This is a genomic window from Vibrio sp. MACH09, assembly GCF_033238805.1.
Lineage (GTDB): Bacteria > Pseudomonadota > Gammaproteobacteria > Enterobacterales > Vibrionaceae > Vibrio.
The window spans coordinates 552614-576886 of sequence record NZ_BSFZ01000001.1 but is presented as its reverse complement, the minus strand read 5'-3'; the positions used below and the strand labels follow the sequence as shown (position 1 = coordinate 576886).

Annotated in this window: 21 protein-coding genes and 1 other annotated feature; of the genes, 10 read left to right on the top strand and 11 right to left on the bottom strand. The window is 42.2% G+C overall.

From position 1 onward, the window contains the following. Positions 1–86 precede the first annotated feature (86 nt). The 3 genes from hpf (at position 87) to yjjX (ending at position 2387) form a co-directional block, all read left to right on the top strand. Entirely contained in the window at positions 87–419 is a 333-nt protein-coding gene (hpf, locus tag CHJ_RS02620; RefSeq protein WP_171753780.1) for a ribosome hibernation-promoting factor, HPF/YfiA family, read from the top strand. Between the two features lie 121 nt (positions 420–540). After that, positions 541–660 (top strand) — a sequence feature (Phe leader region). A gap of 21 nt (positions 661–681) precedes the next feature. Further along, on the top strand, positions 682–1863 hold the full coding sequence (pheA, locus tag CHJ_RS02615) for a prephenate dehydratase (protein ID WP_317916789.1): 1182 nt from the start codon (positions 682–684) through the stop codon (positions 1861–1863). Beyond that, positions 1860–2387, top strand: a complete 528-nt coding sequence (yjjX, locus tag CHJ_RS02610; protein WP_171753782.1) for an inosine/xanthosine triphosphatase — start codon at positions 1860–1862, stop codon at positions 2385–2387. Before pheA ends, yjjX begins: the two co-directional genes overlap by 4 nt. A gap of 186 nt (positions 2388–2573) precedes the next feature. Here the strand turns inward: yjjX and trpR are convergent, their stop codons facing one another. Both trpR and CHJ_RS02600 read right to left on the bottom strand, forming a co-directional pair. Further along, entirely contained in the window at positions 2574–2885 is a 312-nt protein-coding gene (gene trpR, locus CHJ_RS02605; protein ID WP_171753783.1) for a trp operon repressor, read from the bottom strand. Positions 2886–3005: 120 nt separating this feature from the next. Continuing rightward, complete coding sequence (locus CHJ_RS02600) at positions 3006–4925, bottom strand: transglycosylase SLT domain-containing protein (protein WP_253822103.1); 1920 nt, start codon at positions 4923–4925, stop codon at positions 3006–3008. Positions 4926–5162: 237 nt separating this feature from the next. Here CHJ_RS02600 and ettA point away from each other — a divergent pair, with 237 nt between their 5' ends. Continuing rightward, positions 5163–6830, top strand: a complete 1668-nt coding sequence (ettA, locus tag CHJ_RS02595; protein WP_171753785.1) for an energy-dependent translational throttle protein EttA — start codon at positions 5163–5165, stop codon at positions 6828–6830. A 181-nt stretch (positions 6831–7011) separates the two neighbouring features. Further along, complete coding sequence (locus tag CHJ_RS02590; protein ID WP_171753786.1) at positions 7012–7380, top strand: PilZ domain-containing protein; 369 nt, start codon at positions 7012–7014, stop codon at positions 7378–7380. Between the two features lie 144 nt (positions 7381–7524). Here the strand turns inward: CHJ_RS02590 and CHJ_RS02585 are convergent, their stop codons facing one another. The 3 genes from CHJ_RS02585 to erpA form a co-directional block, all read right to left on the bottom strand. Next, a complete protein-coding gene (locus CHJ_RS02585) occupies positions 7525–10608 on the bottom strand; it encodes an efflux RND transporter permease subunit (RefSeq protein ID WP_317916788.1) in 3084 nt (1027 codons plus the stop codon). A gap of 13 nt (positions 10609–10621) precedes the next feature. Next, positions 10622–11713, bottom strand: coding sequence for an efflux RND transporter periplasmic adaptor subunit (locus CHJ_RS02580; RefSeq protein ID WP_317916787.1), 1092 nt, complete (start codon positions 11711–11713; stop codon positions 10622–10624). A 206-nt stretch (positions 11714–11919) separates the two neighbouring features. Further along, complete coding sequence (gene erpA / locus CHJ_RS02575; protein WP_171753789.1) at positions 11920–12261, bottom strand: iron-sulfur cluster insertion protein ErpA; 342 nt, start codon at positions 12259–12261, stop codon at positions 11920–11922. 264 nt (positions 12262–12525) lie between these two features. Here erpA and hemL point away from each other — a divergent pair, with 264 nt between their 5' ends. The 3 genes from hemL to rsmC all read left to right on the top strand — a co-directional run bounded on the left by hemL (position 12526) and on the right by rsmC (position 16542). Continuing rightward, positions 12526–13812 carry a glutamate-1-semialdehyde 2,1-aminomutase gene (gene hemL, locus CHJ_RS02570; protein WP_317916786.1) on the top strand — a complete coding sequence of 429 codons (1287 nt, stop codon included), beginning with the start codon at positions 12526–12528 and terminating at the stop codon, positions 13810–13812. A gap of 481 nt (positions 13813–14293) precedes the next feature. Next, positions 14294–15379, top strand: a complete 1086-nt coding sequence (locus CHJ_RS02565) for an AI-2E family transporter (RefSeq protein ID WP_171753791.1) — start codon at positions 14294–14296, stop codon at positions 15377–15379. A gap of 137 nt (positions 15380–15516) precedes the next feature. Then, complete coding sequence (gene rsmC / locus CHJ_RS02560) at positions 15517–16542, top strand: 16S rRNA (guanine(1207)-N(2))-methyltransferase RsmC (RefSeq protein WP_317916785.1); 1026 nt, start codon at positions 15517–15519, stop codon at positions 16540–16542. 63 nt (positions 16543–16605) lie between these two features. On the opposite strand, the gene CHJ_RS02555 is transcribed toward rsmC, so the two are convergent. From CHJ_RS02555 to CHJ_RS02530, 6 genes are all read right to left on the bottom strand, one after another. Further along, positions 16606–17640, bottom strand: a complete 1035-nt coding sequence (locus CHJ_RS02555) for an ABC transporter ATP-binding protein (RefSeq protein WP_317916784.1) — start codon at positions 17638–17640, stop codon at positions 16606–16608. Further along, positions 17640–19265: an ABC transporter permease gene (locus CHJ_RS02550; protein WP_317916783.1), complete on the bottom strand. Its 1626-nt coding sequence runs from the start codon at positions 19263–19265 to the stop codon at positions 17640–17642. The genes CHJ_RS02555 and CHJ_RS02550 overlap by 1 nt, the downstream gene beginning before the upstream one ends. Before the next feature lie 38 nt (positions 19266–19303). Beyond that, positions 19304–20317 (bottom strand): Fe(3+) ABC transporter substrate-binding protein, encoded by a 1014-nt coding sequence (locus tag CHJ_RS02545; RefSeq protein WP_171753795.1) that lies wholly within the window; start codon positions 20315–20317, stop codon positions 19304–19306. A gap of 183 nt (positions 20318–20500) precedes the next feature. After that, complete coding sequence (locus CHJ_RS02540) at positions 20501–21730, bottom strand: ammonium transporter (RefSeq protein ID WP_171753796.1); 1230 nt, start codon at positions 21728–21730, stop codon at positions 20501–20503. Positions 21731–21748: 18 nt separating this feature from the next. Then, on the bottom strand, positions 21749–22087 hold the full coding sequence (glnK, locus tag CHJ_RS02535) for a P-II family nitrogen regulator (RefSeq protein WP_171753797.1): 339 nt from the start codon (positions 22085–22087) through the stop codon (positions 21749–21751). Positions 22088–22258: 171 nt separating this feature from the next. Continuing rightward, positions 22259–22846 carry a TetR/AcrR family transcriptional regulator gene (locus tag CHJ_RS02530; RefSeq protein ID WP_317916782.1) on the bottom strand — a complete coding sequence of 196 codons (588 nt, stop codon included), beginning with the start codon at positions 22844–22846 and terminating at the stop codon, positions 22259–22261. Positions 22847–22960: 114 nt separating this feature from the next. On the opposite strand from CHJ_RS02530, the gene CHJ_RS02525 reads away from it, so the two are divergent. Beyond that, complete coding sequence (locus CHJ_RS02525) at positions 22961–23839, top strand: DMT family transporter (RefSeq protein ID WP_317916781.1); 879 nt, start codon at positions 22961–22963, stop codon at positions 23837–23839. Positions 23840–23843: 4 nt separating this feature from the next. After that, entirely contained in the window at positions 23844–24266 is a 423-nt protein-coding gene (locus CHJ_RS02520; RefSeq protein WP_317916780.1) for an SAM-dependent methyltransferase, read from the top strand. The last annotated feature ends 7 nt before the right edge of the window (positions 24267–24273 follow it).

Here is a 24273-nt window from a genome sequence, read left to right as displayed (position 1 = left end):
ATTTAGGTGATCAAGATCACATTATTAAATCACTAAAACAGTAATCTGAAGTTAACCCATAAGGGATGCAACAGAGGAAAACATCTATGAAAATAAACATTACTGGTAAAAATATTGAAATCACCTCTGCAATCCGTGCGCATGTTGAAGCGAAATTTAAAAAGCTTGAAAAATGGCAAGTAGACATTATCGGATGCCAAACAAGCGTCAGTGAAGAACCTGGCAAAAAAATGAAATTTGAAGCGAGCATTTCGGTACCCAAAGGCAAACTTGTCGCCTCATCCATTAATGAAGATCTTTATAAAGCTGTGACTGAAGTGGAACAAAAACTTGAGCGTCAGCTAAATAAACTCAGCCATAAGCCCGAATCTCGTCGTGCCTCTCATGCTGAAAAGCCAGAAATGGATGAAATTGAATAATAGTTAAGTATGAATACTGATTTATTAGATAAAGCGCCCTAGGGCGCTTTTTTGCTTGACGGAATAATGCCCCTTGCTTATGGTGTATATTCAAACGCTAACCAATTGCAATAATAACAATGACGCTAAAACCACTGTTTCTTTTTGATTTATTTTTTATCTCCTAATCAGGAGGCTGAGCTCGTTTTAAAAAATAAACCAAAAACGAACAGAAAGCCTCCCAAAGGGAGGCTTTTTTATTACAAGGAAATAGGCAACCAAGATGACGGACAGTAAATACTCTCTCGATGAGATTCGAATTCGATTAAATGACCTAGATGATCAATTATTACAACTTCTTTCAGAAAGAAGAGCTTTAAGTATCGAGGTTGCAAAAAGTAAGATAGAAACAGCAAAGCCAGTTAGAGATGCCAACAGAGAGCAGCAATTGCTGGTAAAACTTATCGAGAATGGTGATAAAAAATACCAACTTGACGCGCAATACATTACCAAACTATTTCACACCATAATTGAAGATTCTGTACTACTTCAGCAATCCTACTTACAAAATATTGCTAATCCAGCACTGAGTCGAAAACCCATCGCTAGGGTCGCTTATCTGGGTTCAAAAGGCTCTTATTCACATCTGGCCAGCCGAGAATACTTCAGCCGAAAAAATACAGAGCTTATCGAGCTAAATTGCCATCACTTTAAAGAAGTGACAAAAACCGTAGAGTCCGGCCACGCTGATTTTGGTGTATTACCCATTGAAAATACGAGCTCAGGCTCTATCAATGAAGTTTACGACTTACTGCAACACACCACTCTCTATATCGTTGGTGAGATAACCCTACCTATCGAGCACTGCATTCTTGCCGATAGCGACATTCGCCTAGAAGAGATTAAAACACTTTACTCCCATCCACAGCCTCACCAACAATGCAGTGAGTTTCTTAGTCGACTTAAAGGGGTATCTTTAGAGTCGTGTGCCAGCACCGCAGACGCGATGAAGAAAGTTAAAGAGATTAATAGCAAGGATGTCGCGGCAATTGGTAACGCCTCTAGCGGCAAACTGTACGGACTGCAACAGATTCAAGGTAACATTGCCAACCAGACAGAAAATCATACTCGCTTTATTGTTGTGGCGCGTAAACCTGTCGAAGTATCCGCACAAATACCAGCAAAAACCACGCTTATTATGTCCACTTCGCAAGAAGCAGGCTCACTAGTGAAAACATTGCTGGTACTACAAAAATATGACATAAACATGCGCAAACTAGAGAACCGCCCAATTATAGGAAACCCTTGGGAAGAGATGTTCTATGTTGATCTTGAAGCTCACTTAGAATCAGAGAGCATGCAACAAGCTATCAGTGAACTGACACAGATCACGCGACATTTAAAAGTTCTTGGCTGCTATCCAAGTGAAAACGTAAAACCGACTCAAGTGAGGTTAGGTCAATGAAAACCGTTATTGTCGCCTCATTAAATCCAGCAAAAATAAACGCCGTAAAAGCGGCCTTTGAAGATGTCTTTAATGATGAACAATTTACCTTTCAAGGTATCAGTGTCGCAAGTGAGGTGCCTGATCAACCTATATCCGACCAAGAAACCAAACAAGGTGCTTTGAACCGAGTTAAAAATGCAAAACTGGCTGATAACAAAGGCGACTTTTATGTGGGATTAGAAGCCGGCAATGAAGGCGATTTTACCTTTGCTTGGATGGTTATTGAATCACACTCACAACGAGGTGAGTCTCGCTCTGCTAGCCTTATGTTGCCGCCCGTTGTGTTAGAAAAACTCCGCACAGGTAAAGAGTTAGGGGATGTGATGGACGAAGTATTTGCGACTGAAAATATCAAACAGAAAGGGGGAGCCATCGGCTTACTAACCAACCATCTTTTGACGCGAAGCTCGGTGTACCATCAAGCATTAATTCTGGCACTGATCCCTTTTATAAATAAAGATCACTTCCCAACAACGTTGTAACGAGACTCAATACAAACGCTATTGATCAATCATCCTTAAATAAAGATATCAGCCTTTGTTGGTATACTAAAGTGACCTCAAGATGCAGGATTCAGAGTGACATCAACAAGTTCAGTTCAAAAAAGATAATTGAAGGAATGGCATTCCCTTTCAAGATTATCTGACGCAGAAATGGGCGTGTTGATGTCACTTGAGTATATCTTTATTCTCAACCAAAAGCTGAAATAAACTCTCTTTTTCTTCATCTGTATGAGACTTAAGCTCGTTAGAACCTCGCGTTATAGTGGCAATGCCAACACCAAGCATTTGGCTTATCTGCCGCTGAGAAATATCCCCTTTAAGTAACTCATTAAAAATATTCACTCTGGCAACAAGTGCGTCTCTTTCATCTTGAGTTAACAATGAGGTCAACAACATCTCATGTTGATCTTTCTCAGCAGCACTTTTCACTAAACGAATGACGTGTTGCCAGTCCGTAAACTCTGGGGATAAAGACATAATTATCACTCTTATTGGCGGTACAAAACTTAATAAAAAACAAAAGCTGGTTAACGTTAAGTGGTTCCGTCAAGCCAGCTCATCTCATTGAGTATATATAATTTTCAGTTTGGTTTTAAATTAATATTTCGTTAGCAGTTCTTGAGGATGAAGAAACTCCCCTTCAACTCTCATCAACTGACGATAATAGGTTTCAAACATCAGGATATTCTGCACATATCCCCGAGTTTCTTTGTAAGGAATAGACTCTATGAAAGCAAAAGCATCCAGTTTACTGTTACTGCGTTTACGCCATGTTTTTACTCGATGAGGTCCCGCATTATACGCTGCCAAAGCAAAAATTCGGTTATTATCATACTGATTTAAAAGGCTATTAAGATATCGGCTGCCTATCTCTATGTTCTTTTTAACATCATAAAGTTCACTGGCACCTTTGTAATTCAACTTAAACTTTTTAGCCGTGTATTTTGCCGTTGTAGGCATGATTTGCATAATACCTCTGGCTCCTACCGGGGAACGAGCCTGCACATCCAGTGCACTCTCTTGTCTTGCTAGAGACATGAGTGTAATCGGATCAACATTGTGTTTGTCGCCATAAAAGTTGAACCACCATTGATGCGCTACAGGGAACCTCAATGCTGTGTGATCCCACATCTCTGCTTCAATGGTCGCTTTTACCGTTAAATGGTGCCAATTTTTCTTTGCCGCATAAAGAGCCAGCGCTTGCTGCTCCTCTTTATCCACTTGCCACAATAACCAATTCCACTCTCGCTTAGCTGCGGCGATTTTATCAACATCAATAAGTTCATTTATCCGCACTAAACTCACTTGATAGGGTTTCAGTATATCTAGCGTGGTGTTAACACGAGACACTTGATAAGTGACAGGCTTATCCAGTGATTTAGCAGCAGCAACACTGTAAAAATTGCGCTTACCTAACAGTTTTTGTAGTCGCTCTATCCCTTCACTCGATGCACCTAACGCCAGTTCACTTCTGCCCAACCAATACTGCCAACGCATAGAGTTTTGATTGGATTCCGGCAGGTAAGCAATCCATACCGGGATCATGGGCCAGTCCGCTTGACGAATCGCCAAACGAATTCTCTGCTCAATCATAGAGACATTAGTGGAGTGTTTTAATACCTCATCTCGCCACACAGCAAGATAAAGCTCCTCGGTCTCCAGCAATCGAATAGCAATAAAATCTGACAACCTTTGCGCTTGTTCTCCAACTATCTGTTGAGCATCAAGCACAATCGGTAACGTACGTTGTGCTAAGGCAGGATCTTTTCTAGCTAATTTTTTTAAAGCAATTTCAGATTTCTTTCGGTTATCCTCGTTTGCCGGATGCTTTTGTGAAAATTCCGTCACATATTGAGGATTTCTTAATAGATACTTTAGCTCTTTGGCAAGAAACTGACTGCGTTCACTGGTCGTCATTTTTGCCAGATAATTCATTAAGGTAGCGCTATTTCTCTCATAGCTAAGCAACATACGCCGCAGTACCAAATCGTCCGTTCTTAATCCTGCTTTCTGCCATTCAAGAAACAGAGGTTCGCAATTATCGGATACGCTGTTACCACTGAGCCAGAGTTCAGTCGCACCTTTATACGCTCTATCTTCATTACCATTTTTCAGCTGAGCATAATAGAAGCTACAACGATACTTCTCCATCCTTGGCTCTGTTGTCTGATATTGATAAAAAGTTTGCCAATCTCCTTTCTTTATCAAAGCATCTAGATACGCCGCACGGATGCTATTAGAGAAAGGGAATGATTGATGCTGACTAACAAACTGATTGACTTCTTCAGGTGTCCTTTTACCTATATTGACCAGAAATGTTCGGTAATCAACATACGGAGTAAGAGGATAATTGGCGATTTGATCGCGAATTTGCATGTACTTTTCTATCTGTTTCTTATCCAGATATTTTTGAGCTTTTTGATATGTGACTCGCTGCTGTTCTAAAGACGCAGGCGCCGCGAATGCGCCTGTAGAAATAGCCAATATAGGCAACACAGCAGATACAAGTTTGTTCATGCGAAACATTGATTACCCATTTCCTAGCCAGTTAGCTGATGATTGATGGTTATAAACACAATACAGCAGACTGTTTAAATACATGTAACGCTAATGTTAGAAAACTATCATGCTATAGATCAAGCCCTATCTCTCATTATTTTGTCACGAAACCAAGCTTTATTAATCTCATTCTCACTTGAGATAATTTGGTATAAAATAATCCCTCATTTTTTCAAAACATAGGATCAATCGGCAATGGCTGAATACGTCTATACCATGTCGCGAGTGAGCAAAGTCGTGCCACCTAAGCGTCAAATTTTAAAAGACATTTCTCTAAGCTTTTTTCCTGGAGCCAAAATTGGTGTTCTAGGTTTAAATGGTGCGGGTAAATCTACCTTACTTCGTATCATGGCAGGTATCGACACTGACATTGATGGTGAAGCTCGTCCACAACCGGGACTCAATGTAGGTTACCTACCTCAAGAACCGAAGCTTGATGAGTCAAAAACCGTACGTGAAATTGTAGAAGAAGCCGTTGCCGATGTTGCAGGCGCTTTATCAAGATTAGATGCCGTTTATGCCGCTTACGCAGAACCAGATGCAGACTTTGATGCTTTGGCCAAAGAGCAAGGTGAGCTTGAAGCGCTCATTCAAGCTAAAGATGGTCACAATCTAGATAACGCATTAGAACGTGCCGCAGATGCACTTCGTCTCCCAGAGTGGGATACCAAAATTGAAGTTCTTTCTGGTGGTGAACGTCGTCGTGTTGCTATTTGTCGTCTATTGCTAGAAAAACCCGATATGCTGTTGCTAGATGAACCTACCAACCACCTTGATGCAGAATCTGTAGGTTGGCTTGAGCGCTTTTTGGTTGACTACAATGGAACCGTTGTGGCAATTACCCACGACCGTTATTTCTTAGATAATGCCGCAGGATGGATTTTAGAACTTGACCGTGGTGAAGGTATTCCATGGGAAGGTAACTACACATCTTGGCTTGAACAAAAAGATGCACGTTTGAAACAGGAAGCTTCTCAAGAGAAAGCGCGTCAAAAAACCATTGAGAAAGAGCTGGAGTGGGTTCGTCAAAACCCTAAAGGCCGACAAGCTAAATCAAAAGCACGTATGGCTCGATTTGAAGAACTGAATACTTCCGATCACCAGAAACGAAACGAGACAAACGAACTGTTTATTCCACCGGGTGAGCGTTTGGGTGACAAAGTGATCGAGGTTAACAACTTAACCAAGTCATTTGGCGATCGCGTACTTATCGATAACCTCTCTTTTAGCATGCCTAAAGGCGCTATTGTCGGCATCATCGGTGCCAACGGTGCAGGTAAGTCGACGCTATTTAAAATGTTAAGTGGTACAGAGCAAGCGGACAGCGGCACCATTGAACTTGGTGATACTGTTCATCTAGCATCAGTGGATCAGTTCCGTGACAGCATGGATGACACTAAAACGGTTTTCCAAGAGATCTCTGAAGGCGCGGACATCATCAAGATCAACAACTTTGAGATTCCGGCTCGTGCATACTGCTCTCGCTTCAACTTCAAAGGTGTTGATCAGCAAAAAGTCATTGGCGAGTTATCCGGTGGTGAACGTAACCGCGTACACTTAGCTAAGTTACTCAAAGCGGGGGGGAATGTACTATTACTCGATGAGCCAACCAATGACCTAGATGTAGAGACCCTACGAGCTCTGGAAGAAGCTTTACTTGAATTCCCGGGCTGTGCCATGGTTATTTCCCATGACCGTTGGTTCTTAGACCGTATCGCGACTCATATTCTTGACTACCGCGATGAAGGACAGGTTAATTTCTATGAAGGTAACTATAGTGAATACACTGAGTGGCTTAAACAGACATTAGGCGCTCAAGCAGCTGAGCCTCATCGTATTAAATATAAACGTATGACTAAATAACTTAGTCACTGTTTCTCATTTAAAGACCGCTTAAATAGCGGTCTTTTTTATTACCTAGAGCAATTTCCTGCGATAAGATCGACAGATCATAACTTTTGTTAACCAAGCGCTCAGTATCTTGAAGTTAGTTAGGTATAGTATTAATCTTATACTAGCTATCCACCATATTAAGAGAGGATATATGAGCGAACGTCGTCGCTTTTCCCGTGTCATCTATCAAGCGCCTGCAGAATTACATCAGGGGCAACTCAAGGTCAGCAGTTCGATCAAAGATCTCTCTTTACACGGTCTGCTACTGGCTACCCCAGATACACCTCTCGACAGCGCACACCCTGTTGATGTCTTTTTCCAAATTCCTGACAGCGACATCATTATCTCATTGCAAGCTGACATCGTCGAAATGACCGATACTTTTATTCGAGTAAGCATTCAGCATATTGATATAGACAGTATTAGCCACTTAAGGCGTTTAGTTGAACTTAATGTCGGTGATGATGAGTTGTTGCACCGAGAGTTAGAACAACTATCAGATCTTGGTGATCACCATTAAACCTTTTAGTTAATGGTAAAAAACTAAATTTAATGGTGATTTTCTATGTTAAAAAAAAGAGCCACTTAACTCAGTTAAGTGGCTCTTTTTTTTAGCTTAAATCTTCTCTAGTTTACGTTATATCTGCTGCTAACATGATTATTGTCACTTAGCCTTATGCTTAGTCAGCATCAATAAGCACGGTGTTAGCACCAGTGTTAACACTGTGGCAAAGGCCAATCCACCAGCAACTGCCGTTGCAAGCTGAGACCACCACTGAGTACTAGGGGCACCAAACTCAATTTTTTGATTAATCAAATCGATATTCATCTCCAGTACCATAGGCAACAAACCTAAAATAGTGGTAACCGTTGTCAGCATTACAGGACGTAAACGCTGAACACCCGTTCTCAATATCGCTTCTTTCCTATCCAAACCTCGGGCTAACAACTGATTATAAGTATCAATCAGTACAATATTGTTGTTAACCACGATGCCCGCCAGAGCGATAACCCCTATTCCCGACATGACAATACCAAAAGGACGCTGGAAAATAAGCAAGCCAGCGAATACACCAACGGTAGAAAATAGCACCGCGCTCAGTATTAAAAATGCCTGATAGAAGCTATTAAATTGCGTAATCAGTATCAACGCCATCACAGCCAACGCAACTAAAAATGCTGATTCCAAAAACGCCGACGACTTCTCTTGATCTTCGTTCTGACCACGTAGCTTAAACTCAACGCCAGATGGCAGCCCGAGCGCGAGTAACTCTTGTTCAATTTTAGGCAACTCTAACGCTAAATTGTGCCCTTCTTTAAGATCCGCCATAACTTGCAGCACTCGACTACCATCAATACGTTTAATGGTGTCCTGCTTTTTGCTTGGCTTAATCTCAGCAAAGTTAGTAATAGGTACTAAGCCTGCGGGTGTTTTCACTCTTAGCTGATCAAAACGACCTATGTCTCTCTGCTCTTGAGGGAAACGAACAAGAATATCCACCTCTTCGTTTGCATCATCCGGTAAGTAATCTCCAATTTTCAGTCCATTAGTGACAAACTGAACCGTGTTGCCCACCAAGGTTGCATCGGCAGCAAAACGACCTGCATCGTCTCTCTTAATGTCAATTTGCCAATCAATACCCGGTTTACTGGAAGAGTCACTTAAATTATTGAAAGCAGAGTAACTGTCCGCCCAATGACGCACTATTTTGGCACTTTCATCCAGTAACATATTGTCTCTAGAGGAGAGTTCAATCACCAAATCGTGATCGCTTGGAGGCCCTGCGTCCGGCTTCTTAAATTCAATTTCAACACCGGCGTAGCCAGAAAGCTTTTCGTCTAACTCAGCAATAATTTCATTTACCGGACGGCGGTACTGCCAATCCACAGGAGTGATCTGAATTTGACCAATGGAATCATCACCACCGGTTTTGGTATAAACACTCTCAAACTCTTTTCCACCAAGTACTGCCGACTCAATATCCACCATAATACGGTCTTTTTCTTGGATAGATAAATCCCCATAAGAACGCACTTTGATGGTAAATGAAGGTGGATCCACTTCAGGGAAGAACTCAGCCCCTAAACCAGCTTTTGCATAGGTAAAGCCCACTCCAATTGAGAGCAAAATAGCACTAAAAAGTATCTTCCACGGGTGGTTAACGGCTAATGCCAAAGTATGATAATAGAGCTTTGTTAGGCCTGTCGCTTTAGAGAAGTCACCATTGTGCAGCGCCACCATTTCTTGTCTAAGTTCAGGTCTAATATACTGTTCTTTACCAATTAAACTGCCTAATACCGGCACAAACAGCAACGCCATAATTAACGATGCCGATAATGTGGCGATCAAAGTCATTGGTAGATACTTCATAAACTCGCCAGTAACATCTGGCCAGAAAAGCAGTGGCGCAAAGGCGGCTAACGTTGTTGCCGTAGAAGCGATAATCGGCCAAGCCATTCGTTTTGCCGCATCGCGATAGGCATCTTGACGCGACATACCTTCATGCATACGCCGATCGGCAAATTCGGTGACAACAATTGCCCCATCCACCAACATACCCACTGCCATAATTAAAGAGAACAGCACGACAATATTGACCGTTAAGCCAAATACAGAAAGAACCAATAAGCCCGTTAAGAAGGAGCCGGGAATAGAGACCCCAACAAGAAACGCGGTACGTACGCCTAAAATGGCAATGATGACAATAACCACCAGAATGATAGCCGACAAGATATTGTTTTGCAGATCACTAAGCATGATCTTGACATCTTTTGACTCATCCCATGTGTATTTAACCATCAAGTTGCTTGGCCAATCTTCACGTTGCTGCGCTTTTTCCATAACCGTTTTAACAAGATCTACGGTTTCAATAATGTTCTCACCAGCGCGTTTTTTAACATCTAACACCACTGCCGACTCACCATCCAAACGAGCAAAACTATCAGGATCTCGGAAAGAGCGTCGTACCGTCGCAATATCACCAAAGGTGATTACCTGTTTACCATCGACTTTAACAGGCATCTCCAGCACATCTTTTAACGATTCAAACACCGATGGCACCTTAATAGAGAAACGTCCATACCCTGTATCAACGAACCCTGCGGCAACGACTCGGTTATTAAGCGCAATAAGATTGTAAATATCACCTTGATCTAAGTTGTAACTCTCCATCAATAATGGGTCGACAACAATCTCGACAATATCTTCACGATCTCCCGCGATATCAACTTCTAAAACCTGCTTATAGCCCTCTAACTTATCTCTTAACTGACGGCCTACTTGTACTATTGTTCTTTCAGGAACGGTTCCATACAGAACCACCGACAAAATCGGTTGATAGCTAGCCAGTGTCACTTCATTAACAGTCGGTTCATCACTATCCGCTGGAAGTTTAGGCTTTGCCTGATCGACAGCATCACGAACATCTGCCATCGCTTTATCTAAGTTCATACCAACATTAAATTCCAACGTCACTGAGGCGTATCCCTCAGAGGCATTGGAACTCATCTCTTTCACCCCTTCGATAGAGCGAAGTTCTTGCTCAATTGGACGAACCAGTAATCGCTCAGCGTCGCTGGGAGAAATCCCCTGATGGCTCACTCCAACATAAATGATTGGGATAGTGATATCTGGGCTCGATTCTTTAGGTATGGTGATATAAGTGACCACTCCTGCCATCAAAATAAGAATCAGCAAGGTGATCATGGTACGTGAGCGGGACAACGCCGCGTCAATAATCGCTAACATCTTGTTTCTCCGCCTATTGACTTACAGAATCGACTTTTACCGCAATAACATCATCACCATCACGAACAAATCCTTGTCCTACAGTAATAATATCAACGCTATCGCCTAATCCAGACAGCCACACTCCATCCTGTACAGCTTTAACCAGTTGAATGGCAACGAACTTAACTCGGTTATCTTGCAGCACCTTAACCCCCAGATTGCCATCCTCATCTAAAGCGAGCATCGCAGGAGAGACTTTAATTGCCTTCTTCATTTCAAGGTCAAGCTCTACCTCTGCACTCACGCCCGCAGGTACTCTCTGGTTAGGGTTTGCGATTTCAATTTCAATGGGGAAGGTATTGGTCGCCACGGAAGAGACACGAGAAAGATAGCGCAATGTACCTTCAATACGTTCACCATTAATGAGACGAATCTTGGCAGTTTGACCACGTTTTAAACTTTGAACATGTCGTTCACTAACATCGGCTTCTATGACTAATACTTGCAAGTCAATTACCGTTGCAACCGGATCACCCACACCAACATAATCGCCCACTTCGATAAACAGGTGATCGACAATGCCGTCAAAAGGTGCTTTCAATAAACTGTTTCGCAGAGAAAGTCGCACCTTGCTCACATCGGTTTTTGCTTTTACTAATGATGCCTGAGCAGAACTATAGGCAACTTCACCCTGTAACCCTTTGCTCTTTAAAGACTTTGCCGCTTTAAACTCTTTCTCTTTTACATTCAAATTGGCAATGGCCTGCTCTAACTGAATCTCAAGATTGTCTTTATCTATCTGAGCGATCGCTTGGCCTTTTTTTACACTTGCCCCTTTCTTAACCAGAAGTTTCACCACTTTTCCGGCGACTTCTGCGCCAAGCTTAGCTTGCTTATCAGGAGCGGTACGACCGTATAGATCCACCGTCTTGGCAGTGAGGATAGCGTCAAAAGTGTCATACTGAACTTTCGCTAAAGGTGCGACTTCTGCTTCACTTTCTGTCTTGCTTTCTTCAGCTCGAAGCATGCCCATACCAAGCCAAATGGAGAGTCCAATTAGGAGGAGCAGTGAGAGTAACCAAGGGCGTTCAGAGAAAAAACGGCTAACATGACGTATAGGCATAACAAGTCCCTTTATTATATTGTTGTTACTATTCAATTCATTTTTATAAAGTACATTTAAATGAATAAAGCCTTACGTAGTTTTCATTACGCAAGGCCTTAAATTAATTCAGCACGTCATTATAACATTAAGAAAATGACGTTATTGTGCTATTGATCAGACAGTAAAGTTGATCAAACAGCAAAATCGATCAATTGGTAAACGGATCAAACACTAAATGATGCACCACAACCACATGTTGTTGTGGCATTCGGGTTATTAACAAAAAAGCGAGCCCCTTCTAGGCCCTCGGTATAATCAACGACGCCACCAATCAGGTATTGTAAGCTCATTGGATCAACAACCAGAGTAACACCACTATTTTCAATTGTGCTATCGCCTTCGTTTACTTTTTCATCAAAAGTAAACCCGTATTGGAAGCCACTACAACCACCACCTGTAATATAAACTCTTAGTTTTAATTCTGGATTTTCTTCCTCAGCAATCAGAGTTTTCACTCGAATGGCTGCTGCATCTGAAAATGATAATGGTATGGCTACTTCACTCACAATGACTTCTCCTATTGCAATACAAGTTCAATTCTTTACTTATATGGCAATTAACTGCTTATATTCTGATTATTTGACGATTATCTAATACCTGAGTAATTCATTCAAGTATTCTTGCTTTCTTTATCTCAGCTTATTATCGTTGTTGTGATTCACTAACCTCAACTAATTTGCAAATTTAGTAAAAAAAGCTAAAGCAAATCGACGAATAATCGTTACAATTCAGACTTATTGCTCCAAATTATAAAGATTAAGGATAAGCCCATGACCAAGTCGTCAGAACTATATCAAAAAGCACAAAAAACCATTCCCGGTGGTGTTAACTCTCCCGTCAGAGCTTTCAATGGCGTAGGTGGATCTCCCATCTTTGTTGAGAAAGCCGATGGCGCATACATGTATGACGCAGATGGTAAAGCTTATATCGATTATGTTGGCTCGTGGGGACCAATGATACTTGGTCATAATCATCCAGATATTCGTCACGCGGTCATTGAAGCGGCGGAACGTGGCCTGAGTTTTGGTGCACCAACAGAAGTTGAAGTTGAAATGGCCGAACTTGTTTCTCAGATCGTTCCTTCGATGGAACAGCTGCGTATGGTGAACTCAGGAACTGAGGCGACAATGAGTGCGATTCGTTTGGCTCGTGGCTACACTGGCCGAGACAAAATCCTCAAGTTCGAAGGCTGCTACCATGGCCATGCCGACAGTCTGCTAGTTAAAGCGGGATCGGGAGCATTAACATTGGGCCAACCAAGCTCTCCTGGTGTGCCTGCCGATTTTGCCAAGTACACACTTACAGCAACCTTTAATGACTTAGCCTCTGTTCAAGAGCTGTTTGATGCCAATAAAGGTGAAATCGCTTGTATTATCGTAGAACCGGTTGCTGGCAATATGAACTGCATTCCGCCACTAAAAGGCTTTCATGAAGGGCTACGAGAGATCTGTGATAAAGAAGGGGCTTTATTGATCTTTGATGAAGTCATGACAGGTTTCCGTGTCGCTCAAGGCTGTGCTCAAGCTCATTACAATATCAAACCCGACCTGACTACATTAGGAAAAGTTCTTGGTGGTGGTATGCCTGTAGGCGCCTTTGGTGGCCGCAAAGAGGTAATGCAACACATCGCTCCAACGGGTCCGGTTTATCAAGCAGGGACGCTATCAGGCAACCCAATTGCCATGGCGGCAGGTCTAGCTTCACTTAAAGCGCTCACGGTAGAAGGTAATGAACAGAAACTTGCGGACATTACCAAACAGCTAGCCGATGGTTTTAAACAGTTGGCAGATAAACACGCGATTCCAATGTTAGTTTCTCAAGTTGGGGGGATGTTTGGCTTCTTCTTTACCGAACAAGAAAAAGTAACTTGCTACCAAGACGTTGCAAAATGCGATGTAGAAAGATTCAAAACGTTCTTCCATCTAATGTTAGAAGAAGGTATCTATCTAGCGCCTTCAGCTTTCGAAGCAAGCTTTACTTCTCTGGCTCACGGAGAGAAAGAGATTCAAGCGACCTTGCAAGCTGCCGATCGCTGCTTTGCTAAACTTGCCAACTAGATTTTAAATCCTTGTCTTAAATAAGCCCTAAAGCATATTGGCTCTAGGGCTTATTTTTTTACTATGTCGATTTCCCAGTGCGTTCAAGATAGATCTTTCACCTGTAAACCGACTTCTTATCCATTTATCGCCAATTAAAAATCACTAACACGACCAAGACGGCAATAAAGCAACGGAACCATGGAACTCTTCTCATTTTCCTTGGTGATTGTTTCGCACAACCTTTATCATTTCCACAGCAAGCCATTATATTTCCAAAGATTTATTGAATAACGGACGGTATCATATACCAAACTAAGCTGAATATGCAGAATTTAGAGCGATACCAGTACCGTTAATTTAAGAAAGATATCGGTGTGATAAGGTTTCCGAGAACCAACCATCTCCTCTGCAACTTCAAGTAACAAGAGTATACTTATAATATACTTAGCGTGATTCACTTTGTTATGCTTACACCACTATTAAATTAAAGAGAATACCCGTGTCAGAAAATAAAAAGATATCGTCTAGCCACTATGTATTGATTGCTGCACTGCTCGTTGCCGCTTATGCCTGTTACCTGATAGTGCAGCCATACATGAACTCAATCATCATGGCATTTATCATCTCTTTACTTATGTTTCCAGTTCATGAATGGATTGAGAAAAAAGTACCTAATAAACCCAACTTAGCCTCTCTTTTTTCTTGTACTGTATTGACTTTTATTATCGTCGTTCCACTTCTGGCAGTCTTTGCAGCCATAGTACAACAAGGCTCCGTTGCGACTCAGGGAATCTATTTGTGGGTGACGAGCGGCGGTATCGATGAGTTTTTCAAACAGCCTTGGATAATCAAAGCGGTCGATCTGGCAAACACCTATTCGCCATTTGACAAAATTGACCCACAAAAAATAGCAGAAAAAATCGCTCAGTTGGCCACCAGCTTTGGTTCAAATTTGGTTGCTATTAGTGCAAAAATACTGGGCGATGCAACCAGTTTTCTAGCCAGTTTCTTGCTGATGCTATTTGTGCTGTTTTTCTTACTACGAGACCATGACAAGATCATCCGTGCATTACGTCATATATTGCCGCTTTCTCGCAGTCAGGAAGATCGGTTACTCAACGAAATTGAGCAAGTTTCCAAATCCGCAGTGTTAGGTTCTTTTTTAACGGCAATAGCACAAGGTATTGCCGGAGGTATCGGCATGTGGATTGTTGGATTCCCGGCGCTATTTTGGGGAACCATGTTTGGATTTGCTTCATTTATTCCTATTGTCGGCACCGCACTGATTTGGATTCCAGCCACCGCATATTTGCTCATCACTGGTGATACCAATTGGGCCATCTTTTTTGCCATATGGAGCATGGCGGTTGTCGGTTCAATCGATAACATTCTTCGCCCTCTGTTAATGCAAGGCAGTGCGGGAATGAACACCTTAATGATTTTCTTCTCTCTATTGGGCGGTATTCAACTATTTGGTCTTATTGGCTTAATATATGGACCACTAATTTTTGCTATCGCCATTGTGCTGTTTAATATTTATGAAGAAGAGTTTCACGGTTTTCTAAAAAATCAAGATAAAAGCTAATATAGTTAAGTCACCTTAAGACGGATGATTCAGTGAGACTGGAAGTTACTTGTCTATAACAGCATAAATCACTTCATGCACCGGCCAGATTATGCGAAAATCTGGCCACTTTTTTGTCACCCATTTTTGGACGTATTATGTCAGCCTATACCACTCCCAGTCAGATCGCTCAACGTCAATTGGCGTTATTCAAAGACAAGAATGTACTCGTAGCGGGAGAAGCGGAAGACCTGTTTCCCGTTGAGTTAAGTGAACATTGCCGCTCTGTTTCGGTATTTACTACCAACTATGGATATTATCGTCAGCTCGCCAGTCATTCCGCCATCTCCTGCGATTTTGCTGTGGAAATCAGTCCCCAAAGCAAAGCTGACTTGGTATTGCTATATTGGCCAAAAGCCAAAGCAGAAGCCGATTATCTATTGGCTATGCTTTTTGCCACCCTCGGCGCTGGTACTGAAATTGTGGTTGTCGGGGAGAATCGCTCTGGAGTCAAAAGCATCGAGAAGATGTTTGCGCCATACGGCCGTGTGATTAAGCATGACTCAGCACGTCGCTGTTCGCTCTATTGGGGGGAATGTGAACATGTCCCAGCTAAATTTGAACTTGAGGATTGGTATAAAAGCTACTCTCTAGATGTGGGTAATCAAAACATCGAGATTCAGAGTCTACCCGGTGTATTTAGCCATGGTCAGTTTGATGTAGGTAGCCAATTACTATTGGACTCCTTACCTAGCTTAAAAGGCAAAGTACTTGATTTCGGCTGTGGAGCGGGCGTTATAGGGTCAATTTTAGCCTTGAAAAACCCCAATATTGAACTAGAAATGTGTGACATAAGTGCTCTAGCGATTGAATCATCAAAGAGAACGCTACAAATCAACGGCGTAAAAGGAAAAGTATTTGCCTCAGATGTTTACTCCGATACCGTAAATAACTACAACTTCCTTATCAGTAACCCCCCTTTTCATGCTGGGCTTGATACCAACTACAGTGCAAGCGAAACTTTACTATCTCAAGCGCCAAAACATCTGGCCCGCAATGGTGAGTTATTTATCGTGGCTAACAGCTTCCTTAAATACCCACCCATCATTCAGCAAGGGTTTTCCAACTGTGAAACCGTCAATAAAACCAACAAATTTGCCATTTACCACGCAGTTAAACAGTAACCCATAAATCTCATTTATCTTCACAGACTAGCGCTCGTTTATTGCTAGTCTGTGAGGTTTAGCTTAAGCGCTAAACACCATAGCACCTTCTTCCGCCACACCAATATGCACTCGATCATTTACGGACAAGCGTTGAGTTGATGTTGCTAATATTTTAATGCCTTCCACTTCAATAGCATAACGACAGTGATCCCCCATAAACTGCTGTTCAATCACTTTAGCGGGACCATCACTGCTTTTACTTAGCAGAATATGTTGCGGGCGCAATAATAGCTGACAACTATCACCTATGGCGATATGCTCACTTTGATCTATATTGATCATCCCCAACGGTGTTTCATAGCTCGACTCTGTTATCTTTTCCGCCGTTAGGTAACTTCCACCACCAAGAAAGTCAGCAACAAACTTACTGGACGGTTGATGATAGAGCTCTGAAGCGCTACCAAACTGCTCAATAACCCCTTTGTTCATTACCGCCATTTTGTCAGAAAAGGCGAAGGCTTCTTCTCGACTATGAGTGACAAAAATAGCAGTGACACCTTGCTGCTTAAAAATCTTACGAATCTGTAAAATAAGTTCATGTCGAACCTGAGTATCAATATTGGAAAAAGGTTCATCCAATAGCAGTAGATCAGGCTTGTAAGCGAGGGAACGTGCAATCGCCACCCGCTGTTGCTGACCACCAGAAAGCTGATGAGGGTATCGCTCTCGGTAATCCGAGAGATGTACCATAGAGAGCATCTCTTTTACTCTCTGTGATGTCTCTTCCGCAGAGTGGTTTCTTAAACCAAATGCAACATTCTCTTCAACGGTGAGGTGGGGAAATAGAGCGTAGTCCTGAAATATCATACCGATATTTCGCTGCTCAGGTGCCAACCAAGTCTTGCCATCATCTAACAAGGTGCCGCTAAGGCTTAATGTGCCGCCACTCAAAGGGAGTAAACCTGCGATCGCTTTTAGCAATGTCGTTTTCCCACAACCACTCGCCCCTAACAGACACACGATTTCCCCTTGATCTACCTTTAATGATAACGACTCTAATACCGTCTGATCATCATAACGACAGATAAGGTTATTAATAAAAAGTTTGCTTTTCATTAGTGGGCTTGCTCCAGAGAACGATTAATAACAATAAGTGGGATAAGGCCAACAAAAACCAGTAGTAAAGCAGGCATTGCCGCTAACTCTAACTGCTCGTCAGAGGCAAAGTTGTATACATAAGTAGCCAGAGTTTCAAAGTTGAAAGGCCTTAACAGCAACGCTGCATTCAGTTCTTTCATTGACTCAATAAATACCAGTAAACCAGCAACTAATATACCTCGTCTTATCAATGGCAAATGAATACGTTTTAACATGGTCGGCGTTGTGCATCCCATGGTTTTACTTGCCATATCCAACGACGGTGAGATCTTATTTAAACTACTTTCAATAGCGCCAATAGCAACCGCAGAAAAACGAACCACCATAGCGAACACTAATGCAAAGATGGAACCAGATAAAACCAGCCCCGGACGGCCCCACTCCATTATTTTGGCTATGTCATTGATCCAATGATCAACAGTCAACACAGGAGCCATCACTCCTATTGCCAATACCGTCCCCGGAACAGCATACCCAAGTGAACCAACTCTAGTAAACATGACGCTGCTTCTATCTGCCCGAATGCGTACGCAAAAATTCATTATCAGCGCGACAAACACCGCGATGATCGCCGCCAGAAATGACACGTTTAAGCTGTTTAAGGCGTATTGCTGAAATTCAGCCGTCCAGCTCTGAGCAAAATATCGATAGGCATAGATAGCCAGTTGCATTAAAGGCAAAGCAAAAGCGACCAACACAATGCCCCAGCACCAAACAAGTGCAAGCCACTTTTTCCAGCCTTTGAGCAAGTAACGAGCATCCTCATGGCTACTAAAAGTGCTCTGATACAGTTTTTGTCTCCGACGGCTATACCGTTCTGCACTAATCAATAGCACAATGACCAATAACATAATGGCAGAGATCTTTGCCGCGGCATTCAGGTTTGAGTAGCCAAGCCAAGTATCGTAAACAGCGGTCGTTAAAGTGTTAACCGCAAAATAACTTACCGTACCAAAATCACCGATGGTTTCCATCGCCACCAGAGAGAGTCCTACCGCAATAGAAGGGCGAGCCAGCGGCAGAGAGATTCGTTTAAAACTTTGCCAAGGCGAGCACTTTAGAAGACGAGCAGACTGTAACAGAGTCACGTTCTGCTCCATAAATGCTGCACGGCACATCAGATAAACATAAGGATATAGCACCAAGGCCAAGATAGTGATTGCGCCGGGAAGAGTACGTAAATCAGGGAACCAATATTCCCCTCCTTGCCAGCCAGTAAACTCCCTTAAATAGAGTTGAATAGGGCCTGCAAAGTCGAACCAATCCGTATAAACATAACCAATAATGTAACCCGGCATGGCGAGAGGTAAAACGAGAGCCCACTGCAAAATCCCTTCTGTCGGCAAACGGCACATAGCCATTAACCAAGCGCAGGGAACACCTATAATAAAAGTAAGTACTAACACACCTAAAACTAAGACAACGGTATTATAAGTGTAAGTCGGTAAAACGGTGGCAAGTAGATGTGGAAACAGCTCTCCAGAGTCACCAAGAGATAAATAGAATATCGCCACAATAGGCAAAACCAGTAGCAGAGCTAGGCTTCCACTACTGGTTGATAACAATAGGTTTTTTTCTTTCATTTACAACATCATAAAAAAGGGAGCGCGCTCCCTAAATGTTACAGGTCAAACTTCACTTCATCCAGTAACTTAACTGCTTTACTGTGGTTCTGTGCAATTTTCTCTAACGGCAGTTCATCCGCTTTAAAGTCACCCCAAGAAGCAACAAGTTCAGAACGTTTAACGCCTTCTTTCACTGGGTACTCATAGTTAACTTCAGCATACATTTGCTGCGCTTTTTCTGCGGTTAAAAATTCCATCAGTTTTTGAGCATTGGCTTTGTTTGGAGAGAATTTCGCCATTGCCATGCCACTAACATTGACGTGTGTGCCAGAGCTCTTTTGGTTAGGGAAGTTAATGTACACCGAATCAGCCCACGCTTTTTGGTCTTTATTATTAACCATTTTTCCTAAGTAATAACTATTACCTAAAGAGACATCACATAACCCCTCTTTAATTGCCTTAACTTGGGCGCGATCATTACCTTGAGGTTTACGAGCTAAATTTGACTTCACACCTTGCAACCAGCTTTTGGTTTCGGCTTCACCTTTGTGAGCAATCATAGAAGCAACAAGTGAAATGTTATACGCGTGCTTACCACTTCTTGTGCAAATTTTGCCTTTATATTCAGGCTTTGCTAAATCTGCATAGTTAAATTCTGATGCCAGTTTGCCAACACGATCACGAGACGAGTAAACATTACGAGAGCGTAACGTTAGTGCAAACCACTCATTATCACTGTCACGATATTGGGCTGGAATATTAGCGGATATCACATCACTTTGAACTGGCTGTACAACTTCTTTATTCACTAAATCCACTAAACGGCTAATGTCAGTCGTCAGTATCACATCAGCTGGGCTATATTCACCTTCTTGAACTAGCTTTTCTGTTAGCCCTTTTTTGGCAAATTTTACGTTTACTTTAATACCCGTCTCTTTGGTGAACTCATTAAACATAGGTTCAACTAAAAATGGTTGACGATATGAATAAACATTTACCTCTTCCGCAGCAAAAGATTGCGGAGCAACAGTCGTTAAAGCAACAGCGGATAGCGCCAGAATTTTCTTCATCATAGATCCTTAAATGTTGATGCGAGTGATAATAATTCTCGTTCGCCATTATATTAAAGAAATACAAAAACGCAATAGTATCTTTATTTTTATCTCTATCAATAAAAAGCCCGCTTAACTATAAGCGGGCTATCAATTTAGCTATAAATATTTCTGTATAGAAAATTCTATTGTTAATCTATCTTACTTTAGAGAAACAAACTCGGGATAAGCACCAACACCACAATCATGCATATCCATCCCTTCAATTTCTTCCTCTTCTGTTACTCGAATACCTACCGTTGCTTTTAGTACTGCCCAAACAACAACACTGGCTGAAAATACCCATGCGAAAATCACCGCAGCACCAAACAGCTGAGAAGTGAACGCAGCATCGGCATTACTTACCGGAACAACCATCAAACCAAAGAAACCACACACACCATGGACAGAGATGGCACCAACTGGATCATCAATTTTTACTTTATCCAGAGCGATAATACTAAACACCACGATAACACCAGCCACACCACCAATAATCACTGAATACACCGGAGATGGAGACAATGGGTCAGCGGTAATAGCAACTAATCCAGCAAGAGCACCATTTAAAATCATGGTTAAGTCAGCTTTACCCCAAGTTGTACGACATACCAAAAGAGATGCGATTGCCCCTGCTGCTGCTGCTGCATTGGTATTTAAGAAAATTTGTCCTACTGCTGTTGCGTTTTCAAAGTCAGATACCATTAACTGCGATCCGCCGTTAAAACCAAACCAGCCAAACCACAAGATAAAGGTGCCGAGAGTAGCAAGTGGCATGTTAGAGCCCGGGATAGGGTGAACTTCACCATTTTTGCCATACTTTCCTTTACGGGCACCAAGCAGTAATACACCAGCTAATGCTGCTGCTGCACCAGCCATATGTACGATACCAGAGCCAGCAAAGTCACTAAATCCTGCTTCAGATAAGAAACCGCCGCCCCAAGTCCAGTAACCTTCAACTGGGTAAATAACGCCGGTTAAAACCACAGAAAACAGTAAGAACGCCCACAATTTCATACGTTCTGCTACGGCCCCAGAAACCACAGACATTGCTGTTGCAACAAACACCACCTGGAAGAAGAAATCAGATTCTAGAGAGTGATCTGCCCCCTCTCCTTGCGTTCCAATCAAAGCACCGATGGATGGAATAACACCCCCTTCAGCGTTATCAACGTACATAATGTTATAACCGACCAATAAGAACATGGTGCAAGCAATAGCGTAGAGCACAAAGTTCTTTGTGAGAATTTCCGTGGTGTTTTTTGAGCGTACAAGTCCTGCCTCTAACATGGCAAATCCCGCCGCCATCCACATCACTAACGCACCAGAGATAAGAAAGAAAAAAGTGTCCAGTGCGTAACGTAGTTCCGTTACTGTAGTTAATAGTTCCATTATATATTCTCCAGTTCCTTAAAGTGCTTCTGTATCCATTTCGCCAGTACGAATTCGAACAACCTGACTTAAGTCATAAACAAAAATCTTACCGTCACCAATTTTTCCGGTATGGGCAGCTCCACTAACTGCTTCAATAACGCGCTCAACATTTTCTGCTTGCGTCGCTATCTCAAGTTTTACTTTCGGTAAAAAATCCACTTGATACTCTGCACCACGGTACAACTCGGTATGGCCTTTTTGACGACCAAATCCTTTTACCTCTGACACTGTCATGCCTTCAATACCAACATCGGAAAGTGCTTCACGCACATCGTCTAATTTAAATGGTTTAATAATTGCGTTAATAAGCTTCATTGCATCCCCTTTGATCGCTAATTCCTGTTAACAGTAAGGTAACAATCAAGAGGCGTGCCAATTAATTAACTCATTGTTTTTATTTATATAATTGAATTTTTTAACACTATTAGAGAATAGAACGCACCATAAAAGTGCGCTTATTTCACTGAAATGAGGCGGGAGTGGTATTTACCTTTCGATGGAGGTAAATAGAAAGTGAGTGGATTGACTAGCATGCTGTTCAATTTGCTCACTACTGGGTTTTTCCATTCCAAGTAGTGCATTTGTTCTTAGTGATAAAAGCATCCCCATCCACAATTGGATAAGCACCTCACTGTTCTCAATACCAAAGCGCTCAGAAAAAAACGTCGCCAATGCGCTATCTGTTTTATCTGGCCCTATGGACATAAAGCTGGCGATCATGTCAGGAGAGTGGCTACTCTCGGCGATCAACAATCGCATAGTCGCAATATGTTCATCAGATAAATGAAAACGGATGAAGTTGTTGGCAAAATCTTGTAAGGCTTGTCGGCTATCATCCAAATCCAGACAATCGAGAAACTGATATTCTTGATGACTGCCCATATGCTCCAAAGTAGCCTTAAATAGCTCGATTTTCGACGGAAAATACCGATATACAGTCTGTTTAGTCATCTCTGCATCACTGGCAATTTGATCCATACTTGCTTGAGCATACCCCTCCGATAGAAATACACCTTTGGCGGCATCAAGAATTGCCTTTCTCTTTCTTTCTTTATTCTGCTCTATTTTTCCCATCGTCTTCATCCTCAAAATAACAATCATACTATACGGTATGATTTTAATTGACACAAGAAACAAAAATAAACATACTCACCAGTATGATTTTATTTCTAAGAGTACAAAACGGTAATGAATTATCTTAAATCTTTAAACAACACGGGGTCTCGTCGCGCTGGTTTTCTGTTGGCAATAACGGGTGTCATACTGATGAGTCTGGATCCTATTTTCATTCGATTTGCTGGGGTCAGTGGCTTTGACACGGCTTTTTTATTTGGTCTGTTTAGTGCCATCTCTATGCCTGTACTGTTAAAACTGAATGATGCTCGAGGCATTAAAAGTGCAGTTAAGGAGAGTGGTTGGCCGCTGTTATTTTCAGGGCTATTAATGCTAGGTAGCGCATCTGGCTTAGTGTTTAGTATTAAAATGACCTCCATCGCCAATACCTTTATCATCTTGAGTGCGACCCCGGCATTAGCCGCTCTATTTAGCTGGCTTTTCCTTAAAGAAAAAGTCACAACTGCGACGTTAGTATCGATCTTATTTGTGATGATTGGCATTGCGATTGTGGTATCCGGCTCTTTCGGATCAGGCAACTGGGTAGGCGATTTACTGGCGGTATTTTCCGTTATCTGTCTATCACTCATGTTTACGCTACTGCGCAAATATCAAAATATCAGCCGCCTTGCCAGCGTGGGCTTAGGAGGCTTGCTACTGGCTATCGTGATGTTCTTCTTTGCCACTCCAACAAGTTTTAGCGCCGAAACTTGGTTCATTATGGCGGTGATGGGGTTATTTACCGCACCCATTGGCAGAGTATTGTCTATGGTAGCCACTCGGCACATTACCGCGGCGGAAGTCTCTATGACCATGATGCTAGAGTCCGTACTCGCTCCCATTTGGGCATTTCTATTTTTTGCTGAAGTACCTCCTCTGGCAAGCATCATAGGTGGCGTCATTATTCTCCTGACCATATTCGTCTATACGTTACTCAATGTTAATAAGGATTAAAAACATGACAAACCTTCAGGAAACGCTGACTTTTATCGGCAACATTGCCACACCTTATCACTCAACAGAGGCGTGTCCATGCAACATAAGTTCTGACGGCCCCTTATGTGAAATCACTCTTTATGATGAATTTACTCAAGGCCTTCAAGGCTTATGCAAAGGAGATGATATTTTAATTTTATATTGGCTCGCAGAAGCGGATAGAAATCAAGTAGAACAATACTCCAGCAGACAAAACGCCTTAATAGGCACCTTCGCTCTGCGCTCACCTCATCGGCCTAATCCTATTGGGGCTGCGGTACTCACAATCGAAGAGATGTATGATGCGACCATTCTAATTAGGGGGATTGACTGTCTTAACAATACTCAACTGATTGATATTAAGCCTGCCATTTTAAAAGAAGTTCTCACCAACTCTGAGAAATGAGCGGATG

Bases quoted from the DNA above. Each gene is read 5' to 3' on its own strand.
- hpf (WP_171753780.1), top strand. From the start codon at position 87: ATGAAAATAAACATTACTGGTAAAAATATTGAAATCACCTCTGCAATC.
- pheA (WP_317916789.1), top strand. From the start codon at position 682: ATGACGGACAGTAAATACTCTCTCGATGAGATTCGAATTCGATTAAAT.
- yjjX (WP_171753782.1), top strand. From the start codon at position 1,860: ATGAAAACCGTTATTGTCGCCTCATTAAATCCAGCAAAAATAAACGCC.
- trpR (WP_171753783.1), bottom strand. From the start codon at position 2,885: ATGTCTTTATCCCCAGAGTTTACGGACTGGCAACACGTCATTCGTTTA.
- CHJ_RS02600 (WP_253822103.1), bottom strand. From the start codon at position 4,925: ATGAACAAACTTGTATCTGCTGTGTTGCCTATATTGGCTATTTCTACA.
- ettA (WP_171753785.1), top strand. From the start codon at position 5,163: ATGGCTGAATACGTCTATACCATGTCGCGAGTGAGCAAAGTCGTGCCA.
- CHJ_RS02590 (WP_171753786.1), top strand. From the start codon at position 7,012: ATGAGCGAACGTCGTCGCTTTTCCCGTGTCATCTATCAAGCGCCTGCA.
- CHJ_RS02585 (WP_317916788.1), bottom strand. From the start codon at position 10,608: ATGTTAGCGATTATTGACGCGGCGTTGTCCCGCTCACGTACCATGATC.
- CHJ_RS02580 (WP_317916787.1), bottom strand. From the start codon at position 11,713: ATGCCTATACGTCATGTTAGCCGTTTTTTCTCTGAACGCCCTTGGTTA.
- hemL (WP_317916786.1), top strand. From the start codon at position 12,526: ATGACCAAGTCGTCAGAACTATATCAAAAAGCACAAAAAACCATTCCC.
- rsmC (WP_317916785.1), top strand. From the start codon at position 15,517: ATGTCAGCCTATACCACTCCCAGTCAGATCGCTCAACGTCAATTGGCG.
- CHJ_RS02555 (WP_317916784.1), bottom strand. From the start codon at position 17,640: ATGAAAAGCAAACTTTTTATTAATAACCTTATCTGTCGTTATGATGAT.
- CHJ_RS02550 (WP_317916783.1), bottom strand. From the start codon at position 19,265: ATGAAAGAAAAAAACCTATTGTTATCAACCAGTAGTGGAAGCCTAGCT.
- CHJ_RS02545 (WP_171753795.1), bottom strand. From the start codon at position 20,317: ATGAAGAAAATTCTGGCGCTATCCGCTGTTGCTTTAACGACTGTTGCT.
- CHJ_RS02540 (WP_171753796.1), bottom strand. From the start codon at position 21,730: ATGGAACTATTAACTACAGTAACGGAACTACGTTACGCACTGGACACT.
- glnK (WP_171753797.1), bottom strand. From the start codon at position 22,087: ATGAAGCTTATTAACGCAATTATTAAACCATTTAAATTAGACGATGTG.
- CHJ_RS02530 (WP_317916782.1), bottom strand. From the start codon at position 22,846: ATGGGAAAAATAGAGCAGAATAAAGAAAGAAAGAGAAAGGCAATTCTT.
- CHJ_RS02525 (WP_317916781.1), top strand. From the start codon at position 22,961: ATGAATTATCTTAAATCTTTAAACAACACGGGGTCTCGTCGCGCTGGT.
- CHJ_RS02520 (WP_317916780.1), top strand. From the start codon at position 23,844: ATGACAAACCTTCAGGAAACGCTGACTTTTATCGGCAACATTGCCACA.